14 protein-coding genes are annotated in these 14,136 nt (G+C 51.3%); 4 read left to right on the plus strand and 10 right to left on the minus strand.

Features of this window, described 5'->3' with window-relative positions; all coding sequences use genetic code 11:
* The first annotated feature begins 25 nt into the window (after positions 1-25).
* Positions 26-1,285, plus strand: a complete 1,260-nt coding sequence (locus tag ACRCJM_RS07050) for an FAD-dependent oxidoreductase (RefSeq protein ID WP_431464353.1) — start codon at positions 26-28, stop codon at positions 1,283-1,285.
* A gap of 71 nt (positions 1,286-1,356) precedes the next feature.
* Here the strand turns inward: ACRCJM_RS07050 and ACRCJM_RS07055 are convergent, their stop codons facing one another.
* The 6 genes from ACRCJM_RS07055 to ACRCJM_RS07080 all read right to left on the minus strand — a co-directional run bounded on the left by ACRCJM_RS07055 (position 1,357) and on the right by ACRCJM_RS07080 (position 6,006).
* A complete protein-coding gene (locus ACRCJM_RS07055) occupies positions 1,357-2,883 on the minus strand; it encodes a hypothetical protein (RefSeq protein ID WP_431464354.1) in 1,527 nt (508 codons plus the stop codon).
* Positions 2,880-3,569 carry a phospholipase D-like domain-containing protein gene (locus ACRCJM_RS07060; RefSeq protein ID WP_431464355.1) on the minus strand — a complete coding sequence of 230 codons (690 nt, stop codon included), beginning with the start codon at positions 3,567-3,569 and terminating at the stop codon, positions 2,880-2,882. Before ACRCJM_RS07060 ends, ACRCJM_RS07055 begins: the two co-directional genes overlap by 4 nt.
* Positions 3,570-3,998: 429 nt before the next feature.
* Complete coding sequence (locus tag ACRCJM_RS07065) at positions 3,999-4,265, minus strand: type II toxin-antitoxin system RelE family toxin (protein ID WP_431464356.1); 267 nt, start codon at positions 4,263-4,265, stop codon at positions 3,999-4,001.
* Positions 4,262-4,516, minus strand: a complete 255-nt coding sequence (locus ACRCJM_RS07070; protein ID WP_431464357.1) for a type II toxin-antitoxin system Phd/YefM family antitoxin — start codon at positions 4,514-4,516, stop codon at positions 4,262-4,264. The genes ACRCJM_RS07065 and ACRCJM_RS07070 overlap by 4 nt, the downstream gene beginning before the upstream one ends.
* Before the next feature lie 60 nt (positions 4,517-4,576).
* Entirely contained in the window at positions 4,577-5,101 is a 525-nt protein-coding gene (locus ACRCJM_RS07075; protein ID WP_431464358.1) for a DUF664 domain-containing protein, read from the minus strand.
* A 110-nt stretch (positions 5,102-5,211) separates the two neighbouring features.
* Positions 5,212-6,006, minus strand: a complete 795-nt coding sequence (locus ACRCJM_RS07080) for a MerR family transcriptional regulator (protein ID WP_431464359.1) — start codon at positions 6,004-6,006, stop codon at positions 5,212-5,214.
* A gap of 130 nt (positions 6,007-6,136) precedes the next feature.
* On the opposite strand from ACRCJM_RS07080, the gene ACRCJM_RS07085 reads away from it, so the two are divergent.
* Together ACRCJM_RS07085 and ACRCJM_RS07090 are read left to right on the plus strand one after the other, a co-directional pair.
* Complete coding sequence (locus ACRCJM_RS07085; RefSeq protein WP_431464360.1) at positions 6,137-6,808, plus strand: hypothetical protein; 672 nt, start codon at positions 6,137-6,139, stop codon at positions 6,806-6,808.
* 52 nt (positions 6,809-6,860) lie between these two features.
* Positions 6,861-7,898, plus strand: a complete 1,038-nt coding sequence (locus ACRCJM_RS07090; protein WP_431464361.1) for an ImmA/IrrE family metallo-endopeptidase — start codon at positions 6,861-6,863, stop codon at positions 7,896-7,898.
* Between the two features lie 74 nt (positions 7,899-7,972).
* Here the strand turns inward: ACRCJM_RS07090 and ACRCJM_RS07095 are convergent, their stop codons facing one another.
* A complete protein-coding gene (locus ACRCJM_RS07095) occupies positions 7,973-8,395 on the minus strand; it encodes a hypothetical protein (RefSeq protein WP_431464362.1) in 423 nt (140 codons plus the stop codon).
* A 224-nt stretch (positions 8,396-8,619) separates the two neighbouring features.
* On the opposite strand from ACRCJM_RS07095, the gene ACRCJM_RS07100 reads away from it, so the two are divergent.
* A complete protein-coding gene (locus tag ACRCJM_RS07100) occupies positions 8,620-9,072 on the plus strand; it encodes a prevent-host-death protein (RefSeq protein WP_431464363.1) in 453 nt (150 codons plus the stop codon).
* Between the two features lie 225 nt (positions 9,073-9,297).
* Here ACRCJM_RS07100 and ACRCJM_RS07105 read toward each other — a convergent pair whose 3' ends face one another.
* The 3 genes from ACRCJM_RS07105 to ACRCJM_RS07115 all read right to left on the minus strand — a co-directional run bounded on the left by ACRCJM_RS07105 (position 9,298) and on the right by ACRCJM_RS07115 (position 14,085).
* On the minus strand, positions 9,298-11,439 hold the full coding sequence (locus ACRCJM_RS07105; protein WP_431464364.1) for a DUF6119 family protein: 2,142 nt from the start codon (positions 11,437-11,439) through the stop codon (positions 9,298-9,300).
* Between the two features lie 103 nt (positions 11,440-11,542).
* Positions 11,543-12,607, minus strand: a complete 1,065-nt coding sequence (locus tag ACRCJM_RS07110; RefSeq protein WP_431464365.1) for a restriction endonuclease subunit S — start codon at positions 12,605-12,607, stop codon at positions 11,543-11,545.
* Complete coding sequence (locus tag ACRCJM_RS07115; RefSeq protein WP_431464366.1) at positions 12,604-14,085, minus strand: type I restriction-modification system subunit M; 1,482 nt, start codon at positions 14,083-14,085, stop codon at positions 12,604-12,606. The genes ACRCJM_RS07110 and ACRCJM_RS07115 overlap by 4 nt, the downstream gene beginning before the upstream one ends.
* Positions 14,086-14,136 lie beyond the last annotated feature (51 nt).

The following is a 14,136-nucleotide window of genomic DNA, read 5'->3' on the forward strand; positions in this document are numbered from 1 at the left end:
CGACTTTCAAACAAAAGGAGATCTGGTGGAAGAATTAACCGTCGATGTGCTGGTACTGGGCTTTGGTAAGGCGGGTAAAACGATTGCCATGAAGCGTGCAGCTGCCGGCGATAGGGTAGCGCTGGTTGAGCAAGACCCTGCCATGTACGGTGGCACCTGCATCAATATTGGCTGTGTTCCAACCAAGTTCCTGCTGGAGCAGACCCACCTACACCGGGAATTTACTGAGGCTCGCGATGACCGTAATGGTTTCATTGCCCGACTCAACGCCGCCAACCAGAAGATGGTAGAGGGTAAAGGCGTACTGCTACTCGATGGGGCTGCCCGGTTTGTTGATTCTTCTACCGTGCAGGTGGGGGAGCAGGTGCAGGTGAGCGCTTCAACCATCATTATTAACACCGGGGCCAGCTCGGGTGTTGAGGTGGGCGGACGCGTGCACGACTCCACCAGCATCCAGCAGCTTGAGAGCACCCCGGCTTCTCTCGCCGTAGTTGGCGGCGGGCCGATTGGTCTAGAGTTCGCTACCATGTTCTCTGGCTTTGGTAGCAGGGTTACCATCTACAAGGGGGAAGGGGACTTCCTACCTGCCCTCGACCGGCACATTGCCCAGGCGGTGCGCGAGCACCTGGAGAACCAGGGTATAAACATCGTTGACCAGCGTATTGCAGTTGAACAGGCTAGCGAGCAGCTTGACGATGAGGCTATTCTGGTTGCGATCGGCCGCCGCCCTGTAGTTGCCGGGCTCAATCTTGAGGCAGCCGGGGTCGAGTACACCGAGAAGGGAATTGAGGTCGATGACCACTGCCGCACCAGCGTTGAGGGTATCTACGCGGTCGGGGATGTAACCGGCGCACCCCAGTTCACCTACGCGTCCTTTGACGACCATCGCATCGTGATGTCGCACCGTTGGGGCGACGGATCTCGTACCCGCACCGGTCGCTTGCTGCCCACCACTACCTTTATTGACCCGCCGCTATCCACCGTGGGGCTGACCGCCGAGGCTGCTGGGCGTGACTACAAGGTTGAGGTGCGCGAGTCAAAAATCGCTGACCTGGTGATTGTGCCCCGCCCCAAGATCATGGGTCAGCCAGAGGGTATTGCCCAGTTCGTTCTCGACCAGGAAACCAACCAGATCCTGGGTGCCACCCTCTGGTGCATTGACTCCCAGGAGCTGATTAACACGGTAGCCCTGGCCATGACCCAGAAGATCCCGGCCGCTGCGGTCGGTGAGGGCATCTACACCCACCCCTCGACCTCTGAGGTGTTCAACGCGCTGCTGGCTTAGGCGAGCGAGCGTGCACCAAATCGCCGAGCGTGCGCCCGATAGGTGCACGCTCGGTTCAGGCGCAGCGGAGCCTACCGCCGCCACAGCCGCCCCCACCCGCGCGAGCGGGCTTCAGCGTCCTGAATCTGCCGAGTCAACAAAGCAACCCGCTCAGTCTCTAACTCCAACCTCAGCTCGGCCTTCTCCCGCTCAGACCTCTCCCGCTGCGCTTCGAGCAGGGCGAGGGCATGCTCGCTCTTGGTCACCACATTGAGCGGACTGCGCTCGCGGTAGCCGGCTAGCAGGGGCTCGCCCAGATAGGCGTCGGTACGCTCGATGTTTAGAGTGATGGCCTTAGGGGTTGCCTCTAAAACGCAGTCGGCGGGCAGAATAGAGCGAAATTCAATCATCTCTTCTTTCTGGGTCTTGTTGAAGGTGCCGGCTGCCTCCCAGGCAGAGCGCAGGACGGACGCCACCTCGGGGCTGTGCGCGCTGAAGGCTAGGGCGTCCTTGGCGTGGGCCTGGTGGATGGTGTCGGTGATGATGCCGCGGGCGATTTCGTCGCGGTAGCTGTAGGGGGTGAACATTTTGGCAGGAAAGGCCGTTTCTAGCCCAAAGCGGGCCAGGGTTTCTTGCAGAATCTCGGCGGTAAGCCAGACCCAGTTGCGTGAAAAACGCTGAATCTCGTGGGCGGTCAGGTGGTCGAGCCGCTGGCTGAGGGTGTAGACCACGTGGCGGAAGAGGTTGTTGTTGACCGACCCCGCCAGGGAGGTGAAGTTATAGACCTGCTGGTCAGTGGGCTTGTAGTCGCTGGTAATAGAGATGTACCAGACGCGTTTTTTGATGGCATCTTGCAGCACAGCCCCGTCGGCGTTTGAGGTCAGAATGATGGTTCCCTGCGGGCCCTCAAACCCGTTGGAGCGCAGGTTGGCCCAGTGCTTAATTTTGCCCTGCACCGTTGCCCCGTTCAGGAACTGGGTGCCCACCTCGTCGATGATGAGGGGTGAGACTTCGCCCGATTCCATGTAGCTGTTCATATAGTTGATGGACCCGGTTTTAGAGCCGTAGGTGGTTTTGAGCAGTTCTTCAGCTAGTAGGGGAGAGTAGTCACCGATGAAGGGCTTGAGGTAGTCGTCAACCATGGTGGTTTTACCCGATGACCCAGACCCCAAGATAGCCAGGAGAACGGGGATTTTGTCGGGATTTTCGCCGGTTTCCATAACCAGGTGGCGGATGCGCCAGAGCACCGGGGCCGTCATGGCAAAGAGGAAGGCACTCAGGGCCTGGTGGGATTCATCGCGCATCTTGTTGTCTCGGTAGGAGAGCACGATATCGACGAATGTTGAGGCGTCGCGGGCTGTTACCTCTGCATCGGTGAGCGGGGTAAGTTCCTTCCCCTCGTGGTTGATGAGCAGGGTGCCGTCGTCGGTGGCAACCCAGCGGGGTTGCGCACCCGTGATGGGGCTGGCGTCCGCCGGGGTGACCTGCCTTTGTTTGAGGTGCACGGTCTGCAGGGCCTTGGTCGCGGCGGCGGGGGTGCGCGGTTTACCGGCGGGGGTGTAGGTGGCTTTGAGGGTGTGCAGGACGACGGGGTCACCCAGCTGGTAGGTTGTGGTCACCTTTCGGGAGTGGCTGTATCGGATTTTTCCTCGCGCAGGAGCTGGCCGATGGTTTCGCGGTGCTCGGTGGGTAGGCGTTTGGCGTCCTTGATGATGCGGGTATCGATGATGCTGGTGCGTTGCTCGGCGGTGCTGGTCTGCCGAAATTCCTTCACGGTGCTGCGGTCGAGATAGTCGGTGGCTTCTACCTCGAAGTTTTGGGTGAAGAGCTCAGTGTACTCGCGCAGGTAGGCGGTGTCGGCGGGGTCATCGAAACGACCCCGGTAGAGGGTGTTGTGCTCGTGGTTTTGGGTCATGGCCGGCCGGGTGAGGTTCATGGACCCGGTGAGAATCGCAAACTCGTCGGCCGATGTGAGAATGAAGTATTTGGAGTGAAAGAGCTTATCGGCGTTGTATTTGAGGTGGACTCGGCCGCTTTCGAGGGCATCGAGCAGGGGCTCGCTGGCGGTTTCTAGTTCGCGGACGCGCCGGGTTGGGTCGAAGATTTGCCGCAGCAGGCTGCCGGTTTTGGCTTCTTCAAGGCACAGAATCAGCTTGACCTGCTCGAACCTCTGGCTGAGCTGGTCAATCGTAGCGAAGGAGGAGACGAAGCTGACCCCGTGAAACTCTGTGTAACCTGCCGTGAGCTCCCAGAAGTCTGGCTCGTAAAGCATGGTGCGGGTGTTGAGGTCGAAGACGGTGAGCATGAGTATGCCTTTCAGCTAGTGGGTGGGGTGTGTGGCTTACCCAGTAGCATGACAGGCTATTGTGAACAGGGTGCAAATGGCGGCAAGATGGCGAGAAGATGTCTGGTAAATGAATAATGAAAACTTTTAGTCGCCAGTTTTCTGCACATTGCGGCGAAATCAAGCGAGCGTGCGCCATATCGCTGAGTGTGCGCATGGCCTGTGCACGCTCAACGATATGACGCACGCTCGGTGAGAGCGCAGCGGAGCCTAGCGCCACCACAGCCGCCCCCCACCCGCGCGAGCGGGCTTCGGCCTCGCTAAGAACTTCGCCGATTTCGGTGAGGGTGGGTTTCTTATGGGCCATATGGTTTTCCATAAAGGTGTCTTATTCCTTCAATCAGCCAAAATAGTTATTGGTTGGGATAGCGTGCTGGATGAGTCCGCTTTCTATTTTTTATAGACTTCTCGCCGGTGACCGATTGTTAGAACCAAGATAATGAGCCGGCCTTCTTCGACAGCGTAGATTACCCTGTAGTTGCCAACTCTAAGCCTGAGTTCGCCGTCTCCTCCAACTATTTTCTTGACTCCTGGCGGGTATGGGGTTGAGGTAAGCTCTTGGATTTTCTTGGCAATGCGGGTCTGATCGTTTCTATTGATTTTGCGCAGTTCTTTTGCTGCAGAAGGTTTGAAGGTAACTGAGTAGTTAGCTGTCATGAGAGCTTAATGCCGAGCTCTTCCATGAGCTGGTCAAAGGGGATTTCGTCTTCTTCTTGGCGGGCTTCGCGAGCTTTAGCAGCATCAAGTTTGTCTTCGAGTGCTTCGAGTGCTTGATCGAAAAAGACGGGGGAGACGAGGACGGCTCGGCGGCGGCCTCTGCTTTCGATAGCAACGGGCTCTCGCTGCACTTCATCAAAGTAGTGGCCGAGGTTCTGACGAAATTCTGCTGTTCCGGTAGTTGTTGTCATGTACTAAATGTACATTATGTACAGGGTGAGGGCTATGGTTGAGCAGATTATTTTTTCAACTTAGTCGCCGGTTTCCCCGTCGATATTCTCTCGGAGCAGGTCGGCATGGCCCAGGTGCCTGCCCCACTCTTCAATGAGGTGCAGGGCGACCCAACGGTAGCTAAAGCGGGTGCCGTCCTTGAGGGCGCCTTCGCTGAGGTCATCCCAGTTGCGCTCAGCTAGCAGTTCCCGGGTAGCTTCCATGCTGGCCTGTAGGTTCTCTAGAACCTGAGGCAGGGGAAGGAGTAGATGCCAATCGGCGTCCGCATCCTGCTCCCAATCGAAGGACGCCCACGGCTCAGGCAGGCTACGGCCGAGCAGGATTTCTTCCCGCCAGTAGTCCTCAACGAACCAGAAGTGCCCAGCCATACCGGCTAGGTTCATGCTGGTGGGGTGCAGGGGAGCTGCAAGGACGCTCTCACCCAGCCAGGTGCCGTCCACGCCCTGGAGTTTGCGCAGGAATACCTCTTGTTGAAAACGGATATAACCGAGCACCAGCTCTTTTTCGGAGCCGGTCAGGGGCGGGTCTGTAAAGGGCATTTTCATAGGGTCAGTTTACCGGCGGTACAACGAGCGTGCGTCATATCGCTGAGCGTGCGCATGGTCGGTGCACGCTCAGCGATATGACGCACGCTCGGTTAGGGGAAATGCTGTAGTTAGTCCCAGGTGGGGTTAGTCAGGTCCACCCCGGCACGTTGGGCCTCGGCTTCGATGGCGTTGGCCAGCCACTGGGCTAGGCCCGGCTGCTGGGACTCGTAGTAGCTGGTGAACCGCTCATCGGTAATATAACCGCGTGAGATGAGGTAATGCTTGGCGGGGGTGACGGGGAAGAACTCGCTCAGCAGCTGACGGTGGGCGTGGACGAGTTCGCCCGCCTCGGTGCCGTCTGTCGGCAGGTTGCGGCGCACGGCATCCGCTAGTTTTCCGTCCAGCTCAGCGGCGCGATTCTTGTAATCGGCCCAGTCTTCCTGGTTCCAGGTGGCGGTGCGCTGCTGGCTGATAGCCCAGTCATCTGTGCCGGTGTAGCGTTCCTCAGCTTCTGCCTGGTAATCGGCAAAGTTGGCGTCGCCGAGAACTTCGCCGATTTCGGTGAGGGTGAGTTTCTTGTTCGTCATTTCGTTCTCCATGAGGGTGTCGATAGCAGTGACCATAGCGGAGAGCTGCTGTTGCTGCTCCATGAGGGCCTGGCGTTGCCTGCGGAGGTGCTCCAGGCTGGTTGAGCTACTGGCCAGGGCTTCTTTAATGTCGGTGAGTTTCATGCCGGTTGCCCGGTAGATAAGGATCCGTTGCAGGGTCGCAATATCGTCGTGAGTGTACAGCCGATAATTCGACCAGGTACGCTCAGCAGGGGCAACGAGCCCGAGGGATTCCCAATGGTGCAGGGTGCGCACCGTGACACCGAGAGCCTGCGCTACTTCCCCTACTGTGTAGAGGGTTTCTTGATCCTTCATGCTTCCATTGTGGGGCCTAACGTGGCGTGAGGGTCAAACAAGATGAGAACTGCGGCTGCATGCTGTCGCTTAACTTCGGGTTTTGTGCAATAATTTGAGGAGTCAATATCTTACTGATAGGAGCGGTGTCTTGTCTCTGAACGCGTTTGCCCCTAAGCCAACTGTAATTATTGAGCCTAGTGAAGCTCCTGAATTTTTGGCCAAGTTTGGCATTGATATTGCTGATATTCAGGAAGGCTTAGAAGCTGGGGAGCAGGCGGCAGGTAATACCCGGTCATCGGCTCCTATAACAGCGGCAGGAACGCGCCGGTGGTTAGATACGACAGAGGTAATCCGCGATCACCTCAGCACGAAGAACGGTTGGAAGCTTGCTAACCCAAAGGGACGCCCGCTTTCAATTCATCCATCAGGAAAGCACATCCTAGGTATTCTCGGCGGTGACGCTAACACCGGTATTCTTGACCCTGATGTGGTTCCGAAAGCTAATCGGAAGAAGGGGCCCGCTACTGGTGAGTCGGTGAAGGCTAACCAACCGGCACTGTTTTATCTCAATATGCCTTCGGATGAAATGGTGCGGGAACTCGTCGCTGGAGTTCCTTCGGAGGGGCATTGGTTCTTGCTCTATTATCGGGACGTAGAGGAAATTCGTTGCGAGATTTCCCTGCCTTACCCTGAATTCGACGGTGGTCAGTTCCATAGGTGGCAGTACCGGGTTATTCTTCCCTCTATAGATAAATCGGCTATTGACCGTGGCAAAATTCCTGATATTGGTGGCGGAGACGTTGAGTTCAAGATTGCATAGCAGTTACCCTGAGCGTGTTGCCCTCGCCCGTAAGAGGCGGGGGCATACCCGTGTGTCTTTGGCACAGGTGCTAGGGGTAACTGACCGTACTACTCAAAAATATGAAAAAGAGGGTGCGCCAGATTCTGCAGTCAGTCAGTTAGCTCAAGTTCTTGGATACCCGGTTGAGTATTTTTCACGCCAGCCGCAGGTTGCGGTTGAGGTTGACGGTGTTAATTTTAGGGCTGGCCGTGCTGCCACTCGCAGTGCGCGTGATTCTGCCGTTGCAGCAGGCGTTACCGGTATTGAGGTCATGCAGTGGGTGGAGGATAAGTTCACCCTACCTTCAATTGTCGTGCCCTCATTCGAGGGAATAGCTCCAAGGGTAGCTGCTCAGTTGCTTCGTGAGGAGTGGGGGCTAGGTACTAAGCCTCTACCGAATTTGGTGCAGTTGTGCGAGTCGCGGGGTATTAGTGTGATGGCGCTTCCAGATGCTGCCATGCAGGTTGATGCTTTCTCGCTCTGGTATGAGGGTAAGCCTTTTATTTTTATTGCTCGGCAGAAGACGCCCGAGCGGGCTAGGTTTGATATTGCTCATGAGCTGGGGCATCTTGTGCTGCACCGGTTTGCTCCTGTTGATGATTCTTCGGCTGTGCAGGAGCGCGAGGCGGATGAGTTCGCGTCTGCCCTGTTAATGCCTGAGTCGCTGTTGGCCGAATATCTCCCCCAGAATGCTTCAGTGGACGATCTTGTAGAAGCTAAGTACATTTTTCAGGTATCTGCCTTTGCCTTGGCAACCTCTTTGCATAAGAGCGGGCGGATGACTGATTGGATTTACCGCAAGGTGTGTATTGAGCTAACACGCCGGGGGTACAGGGATGGCGAGCCTGAGGGCATGGGAGCGTTTGAGCAGTCCAGGCTTTTCCCGCAGGTGTTCGCTGCTGATAAGGGCGGTGCTGTGACGGCTGAGCGTATTGCTGCTGATCTTGCGGTACCGGTTGATGATGTGCTGACTTTGACGTTTAGTACTCGTCTGCGACTTGTGCAGGGAGAGGGTAAGGCCGAAAAGCATAGTGAGAGCGGACGCCCGGCCCTGCGCGTGGTGCGTTAAGTTGAACCCGATTTGTTAAAAGTTACGGTGTGTGTGCAATTTCGGTTGTTGTCTTGCCGGGGTAACTGACGGCGCTATTTCTGCCGAAGGTCCTTGTCTGGCAGGGCGGGGACTAGCTCGAAGAAACGCTCAGTCATGGCGAGCATTTTGCCTGTTTTAACGAAGCCAGCGATGGTTCCTTCACTGAACCGCTCGCCGCGTCCTGCCATGAAGAAATAGAGGGTGAGGTCAGCCAGGCCGCATTCCTCAATGGGGGCGGGGTGCTGGTGGTTCTTCAGCCAATTACTGTAAGGCTCGGAGCCAACACCCATGACGTCAGACAGGAAGGTCATGGCGTCAGAGATTCCGTTCCACAGCCACGGGGGAACTTCCGAATATCCCAGACGGGCGGGGGAGTCCTCAGCGGGGCTTGTTTCTGCACCATCTTTTAGGTTGCGGTGCATGAGGGTAATACCGTCGAAAAGCTGTTCAGCAGTTTTGTTGTCTCTAAATCCCATGTACCTATTAAGCCAAATTAGAACAGAAAATCGAAGGGATATCAGCGTTTTGATCTTTAGTAGATATCTTCGATATTGCCGGTCAGTCCACGGTGCGGTTTGGTTGCTGAGTATTGCCCGATTTCACGGGTGATTTCGGTATACCAGCCTCCAGTACTGCCGGGCAAAAGTACAACACTTAAGAACCTCCTGTTTTCAGAACTATTTCTGAATAAGTTATTTGTATGTCTACTCGTACCTACGCTCGAACCTTCAATTCCTCAGAGCTGAGCCGCAACCCCAAACCTGTTTTTGAAGCGGTTGAGTCGCAGCCTGTTCTCGTGACTCGACGTGATGGTGAAAACCTGGTTGTAATGACTGAGCACGAGGCAGACGAGCGCCGCGACATGTTTGCAATTGCAGCTCAGATTATTGCTGCAACAACACTTGAGGGAGGTTCACTGGCTGAGCGTATGACCACTGTTTTCCCCTGGATGTTAGCGCTCAATGCTGAGGACCGTGAGCTATGTGCCCGTGAACTAATAGATACGGCCCGAGCTGCTTTTGCTACCAACCAGCCAAAGACTTTGCTGGTAGGGGTAACGAGCTGGTTTGAGTCTGCAACTGCGCTAGCTGCTGGGCTGGATCAGGTAGAGGTAGAGTGGCTGGTTGAACCTGTACCAGCGGAGGCACCTTAATGGCAAAAACGTCTCGGGTGGAGCGGCCGCTGCGTAAGTTGGAGTATGGAATTGTCTACGCGAGTACTCACGCCCAGAAAGGCTGGGGGATTTAAAGGCTGCTGTGCCTGGCCCTTTGGTTGGTACTCAGGTTTAGTTTACTAAAAGCCCTATGATTATTTCTGCCAAGCAACTATTTCCCCGGAGGCTTACCAGTGGAAATAATAATTAATTCCTTTGGTGATTTTACTTCACATTCTTCCAGCGCTTACGAGAAATATTTTTTTTACGCCCCAACCCTAGTCCCCGAATAAAGTCAATAGGTGCTTGATTGGTAGATAAATTTTTTATTTCCTTTATGCTCATCTTATTTAGATTTTCTACGACAGTTCTCGGGCCAGACATATAGTCCTTAGAACTCTCCAGTAAATCTAGAATAAATATTTTTGTCTTCTGGCAGGTTTCTAAATTTTTTTTGATTTTACCTTCGGAATTAAACATAAACTTCAAGTCGACCACATTAACTTGAGTGTCTAGTAAAGCGTTCTCTAAACTATTTTTAAACTGTTCACCCGCAACAGAGCATTTTCGGCAAAGATCTTCTTTGCGCGACATTTTACCATTATCCATATATGGAATAAATGATATTTCCATATTTATTTCATAATTTTTATGAAACTCTAACGTATTTAAAATTGTTGTTTTGTAAAAGATGGGTAATTGAGTGAGAATCTCCCTCTGAATTGCGTATAAATCATGAGGGGTGGCTCCATATTTATGCGGATCTATTACCACGAGATATGAAAAAGTTGTGGTTTTATCGGAATTATGCAGAAATTGATTGTTCCTATACCAGCCAGACTCCTCAGTTAAGAAAGATTTGATCTCCTCAGTTAAGAAAGATTTGATTTCAGATTCTGAATCCTTTACATTCCTTATTAATTTTCTAGCTCCGGAAGAAGAAACTAAGCCTTGGTTAAAAAGATAACTTATATCAGAGCTATCTTTAACGCGCTTTGTTGCAATATATCTATTGGTATCCTCGTCTTCAAGCGCTATATCTGCTAATTCAAATGAGCTTTTAAGACCGTTAATTTTTGGTAATTTAGCATCGATTAAGAGCCCATCGTGTTTGTTTGCAAACTTTTCATTAAAGCCTGCCTCACAGCAGACAGTTTTTGTGTCCCAGACGATACGCTTGTGGTCATAAAATTTTATGTGTTGAAGTTTTTCGTTAACAGATTCATTAAACTCTGAGCTAAATTTTGTCCAGGTGGAACCTGAGAATGTGTAGGTATAGGATTTACCGTTATCAGTAATATCTTCTTCAATAAAAATATTTAAGGTGCTCTCTAGGGGGAAGTGTATTTCAGGGTCATTTCTAGATTCGATAATATATTCATTTATCTTCTTCAAGCTAAACTTATTTTTCTTCAAAAATGTGTTCAGTTTTGAATATAGTTCTTCCTGGGAAGAAAAAGATATGAGTCGGAGTTGTTTGATGGAACCCCCAGCACTCATGAACTTCAGAATAAGTGTATGCGCTGCCGAGTTCATAATTTTTACCAATTTTTCGGAAAAAGATAACTGGAATTTTCCATCATTGACTGCTTTTTGCAGAGCATGTAATGTATTTTCGAGTTCCAAATCTGAAACATCGGTAAAATGTTCCAAAATGTTGAGATTAGGATTGAGTTGCTTATTTACATATATTTCTGTTATATTCCTAAGCGCGGAAAATAATAAATTTGTATCACTAGGCTGAGAAATAACTAGTGAATTTTTGCCAGATATTCTTGAGGTCGAAATTGACTCTTCATCTAACTTTCCAGATATCTTAATAAATTTTTCTTCGAATTCAAACATGCGTAATGCGGCGATAGAAGAAGGTCTATGGCTAGTTGCACTTGCACTTCTGGCTGAGGCAAACTGGCCGATTACTGATGCGCCTGTTATTTCGTCATGATTTATAGTTTTCTTTGCAACTGTTAGACCAAAATTTTTTACGCATATCTTTTCAAAAAATCTAAAAGCTTCGCCCCATGAGATGGCATACAGATAGTCTGCTTCTGAATATTTTACATTAATTAAGAGAAATGCCGATGTGCGTTCATTTGTATTTGTGTTCAGATTGAATTCTGTGATTTTATTAAAATCTTCAAGCCAGGTTGAACCGTCTTGGACTAGAGATCTCCAAGCTGTTATATGGCAAATTCTAACTGAATCTGATGGGTCTTCTTCATCATCGGTATCATCGGCATCATTTATGGAATTAGCAACCGATTCATTCAGGGTGACAAGGTCTATTTCTGGCCTTATGAAATGATTAAATTTTGTGAGAATGTCTTCTACCTGTTGATTAAGTAGGTAAATACTAAAAAATGCCATCTATTTAATATGCTCCATTCATTTTGTTGAAGTTAGCTTAGTATGATACGAATTTAATAATCCTAGTGTTTACTTTTGGATTTATTTGCCTAATTAAATAAGACTATTTGTGGCGAATGGCTATCAGTATATTTGAAAACAATTTTTGTGTTCTTATTGGTGGGAGTTTGATTTTCAATGCTTCAACATGTTTCTTTGATAATTCTTTAAATGTTGCTCCCACACCTAAGTTTTGGAGCATCTTTTTGTTAAGTTTTAGCCAAAAATAGAGATACAGTGGGTCAAGTTCTGGGCCAGGAATCAAACTTTTGAAACCCTGGTTAGTAGCCAGCGGTACTGTATTGATAGCGACAAGTCCGATAGGGGCTCGTGACGATAGTAAGACGCTCCCAGCAGGGAGAATCTGAGCTGAGCAAGAAGCAAGTCCTGCCTCAGTCAAAGTCCTCTCGGTTTTCCCGATATAAATTCCATCAAGCTTGCTTACCTCAGCAGGAGTAATCCAATTAATATCGCCACCCCAGAACTCTTCATTTGAGGTTTTTGGTGTAGCACCAGACACGACCGTGGCAACCTCGCCTAAAGGCTTCGTAGGCCAATCTTTACCTGTAAACATCTCATGAAACAGCGCAATCTGAAACTCATCAAAAAGCTCCTGCTGGTGCTCACGCTTTTGCTGAATAGTATTTTTTAGTTCTTCAATTTCAGCTTCTTTTTTCTGCTGAGCTACGGGCGGAATAGTCAGCTTGATTTTCTTGACGAACTGAGGGCGGGCACGCAGTAAGGAACCACCCACACCAGCAACAGTATTCATAAACTGGGCGTGAAAGGAATCGCTGAGCAAATAGAAACGAAGCCAACGGTTTAGCACTCTGTCGGTACGAAAAACTATCCATTCGCTGGAAGCCAGCTGACGACGTCCTTGTTCAGAAGGCTCAGGGACAACCCACACCCGGCGGATATGAGGGACAATCTTTGAAATCATTACATCCCCAGGTTCAACAAGCTGCTTATTTGAGCCTATTTCAGAACCAGAAACTACCTGAGGAGCACCTGCATCATAGGCAGGGATGCTCAACAAATCGAAAACCTCATCAGAAAACTTAGCCGGGTTAACTGACGGTATCTTAGGTATGAGCTCTCCGAGTTCAACTACTATTGATTCGCTCACAGACCCATCACCTTCTTCAGCTGCTCGATGTGCTCGCCAATTTCGCGCTGGGTCTGCTCCAGCTCCGCAATAATCTCCTTAGGGGAGCGGTAGGCCACCTCTTCAAAAACCAGCTCCTTATAGCGGTTAATAGAGAGGTCATAGCCCTGCTCCACAATCTCACTCTTAGGAACAGTAAAAGACTTCTCCGTGCGGGCCCGCTCACGCTCAGCTCCATCACGGTCAGCCCAGCGCTTCAAAACCTCCGGCAGGTCATTAGCCTCAACCGGGTTCCGCTTATCATCCAGACTGAACCCATCAGCTTCAACATCAAAGAACCACACCTCATCCGTGCCACCCGAGTTCGTCTTCGTAAAGAACAAAATCGCAGTTGACACACCCGCATAAGGCTTAAAAACACCCGAAGGCAACTTCACCACAGCGTCCAGCTTCTGGTCCTCAACCAAGGCGCGGCGAACGTCCTTATGCGCCTTCGATGACCCAAACAAAACACCATCCGGCACAATTACCGCAGCCCGCCCACCAGGCTTCAACAACTTCAAAAATAAAGCCAAAAACAACAGCTCAGTCTTCTTCGTCTTAGCGACCTTCAACAAATCCTGACTCGTCGCCTCATAATCCAAGCTCCCCGCAAACGGCGGATTCGCCAGAATCAAAGAGTACTTCTCGGCGTCCTCACTGGCGCCCTCACTCAAAGAATCACGGTAGCGAATATCAGGGTTATTCACCCCGTGCAACATCATATTCATCGACCCAATACGCAACATGGTCGAATCAAAGTCATACCCGTGGAACATACCCCCATGGAAATGCTCCCGGTGCTTCCCACTCGTAAACGGGTCCCGATTCTCACGCACCCACTCAGCAGCCGCCACCAAAAAACCAGCCGTACCGCAGGCAGGGTCCACAATGACGTCCCCAACATCAGGCGCCATCATCGCCACCATCAACTCAATAATGTGACGCGGAGTGCGGAACTGGCCATTCGTGCCCGACGTTGCCAACTTTGAGAGCATGTACTCATACAAGTCACCACTCGTATCAAGATCATCAAGAGCTATCGCATCTAACTGGTCAACTACCTTAGCCAACAAGGCAGGGGAGGGAATGCGGAAAGTAGCGTCCTTCATATGCTGCGAATAAGTGGACGCCTCACCACCCACCTGGCTACCCAAATTCCGTAAGAAGGGGAAAATGCCAGTATTCATCAGGTCAAACATGACCTGCGGGTCCTGATTCTTAAAATTCTGCCACCGCAACAGCCCCTGACCCTCACCGAAAACCGGGTTCTCCACCGGGCGGCCAGTCAACCGAGCCTTCTTCTCAGCACGGGTCTGCGCATCATCCAAACGACGAATAAACAGCAGATACGTCAGCTGCTCAATAACCTCAAGCGGGTTAGAAATACCGCCCGACCAAAAATCATTCCAAATACGATCAATACGCGATTTAGTCTCGCCCGAGATTGCAATAGCCATAGCTCTAAGTATATGGGGTTATGCCTCAAGGCACCCCTACACAGGGAAGAA

It is taken from the genome of Rothia sp. L_38 (genome assembly GCF_050689125.1).
Taxonomy (GTDB): Bacteria; Actinomycetota; Actinomycetes; order Actinomycetales; family Micrococcaceae; genus Rothia.

Bases quoted from the DNA above. Each gene is read 5' to 3' on its own strand.
- ACRCJM_RS07060 (WP_431464355.1), bottom strand. From the start codon at position 3,569: ATGCTCACCGTCTTCGACCTCAACACCCGCACCATGCTTTACGAGCCA.
- ACRCJM_RS07065 (WP_431464356.1), bottom strand. From the start codon at position 4,265: ATGACAGCTAACTACTCAGTTACCTTCAAACCTTCTGCAGCAAAAGAA.
- ACRCJM_RS07070 (WP_431464357.1), bottom strand. From the start codon at position 4,516: ATGACAACAACTACCGGAACAGCAGAATTTCGTCAGAACCTCGGCCAC.
- ACRCJM_RS07075 (WP_431464358.1), bottom strand. From the start codon at position 5,101: ATGAAAATGCCCTTTACAGACCCGCCCCTGACCGGCTCCGAAAAAGAG.
- ACRCJM_RS07080 (WP_431464359.1), bottom strand. From the start codon at position 6,006: ATGAAGGATCAAGAAACCCTCTACACAGTAGGGGAAGTAGCGCAGGCT.
- ACRCJM_RS07095 (WP_431464362.1), bottom strand. From the start codon at position 8,395: ATGGGATTTAGAGACAACAAAACTGCTGAACAGCTTTTCGACGGTATT.
- ACRCJM_RS07100 (WP_431464363.1), top strand. From the start codon at position 8,620: ATGTCTACTCGTACCTACGCTCGAACCTTCAATTCCTCAGAGCTGAGC.
- ACRCJM_RS07105 (WP_431464364.1), bottom strand. From the start codon at position 11,439: ATGGCATTTTTTAGTATTTACCTACTTAATCAACAGGTAGAAGACATT.
- ACRCJM_RS07115 (WP_431464366.1), bottom strand. From the start codon at position 14,085: ATGGCTATTGCAATCTCGGGCGAGACTAAATCGCGTATTGATCGTATT.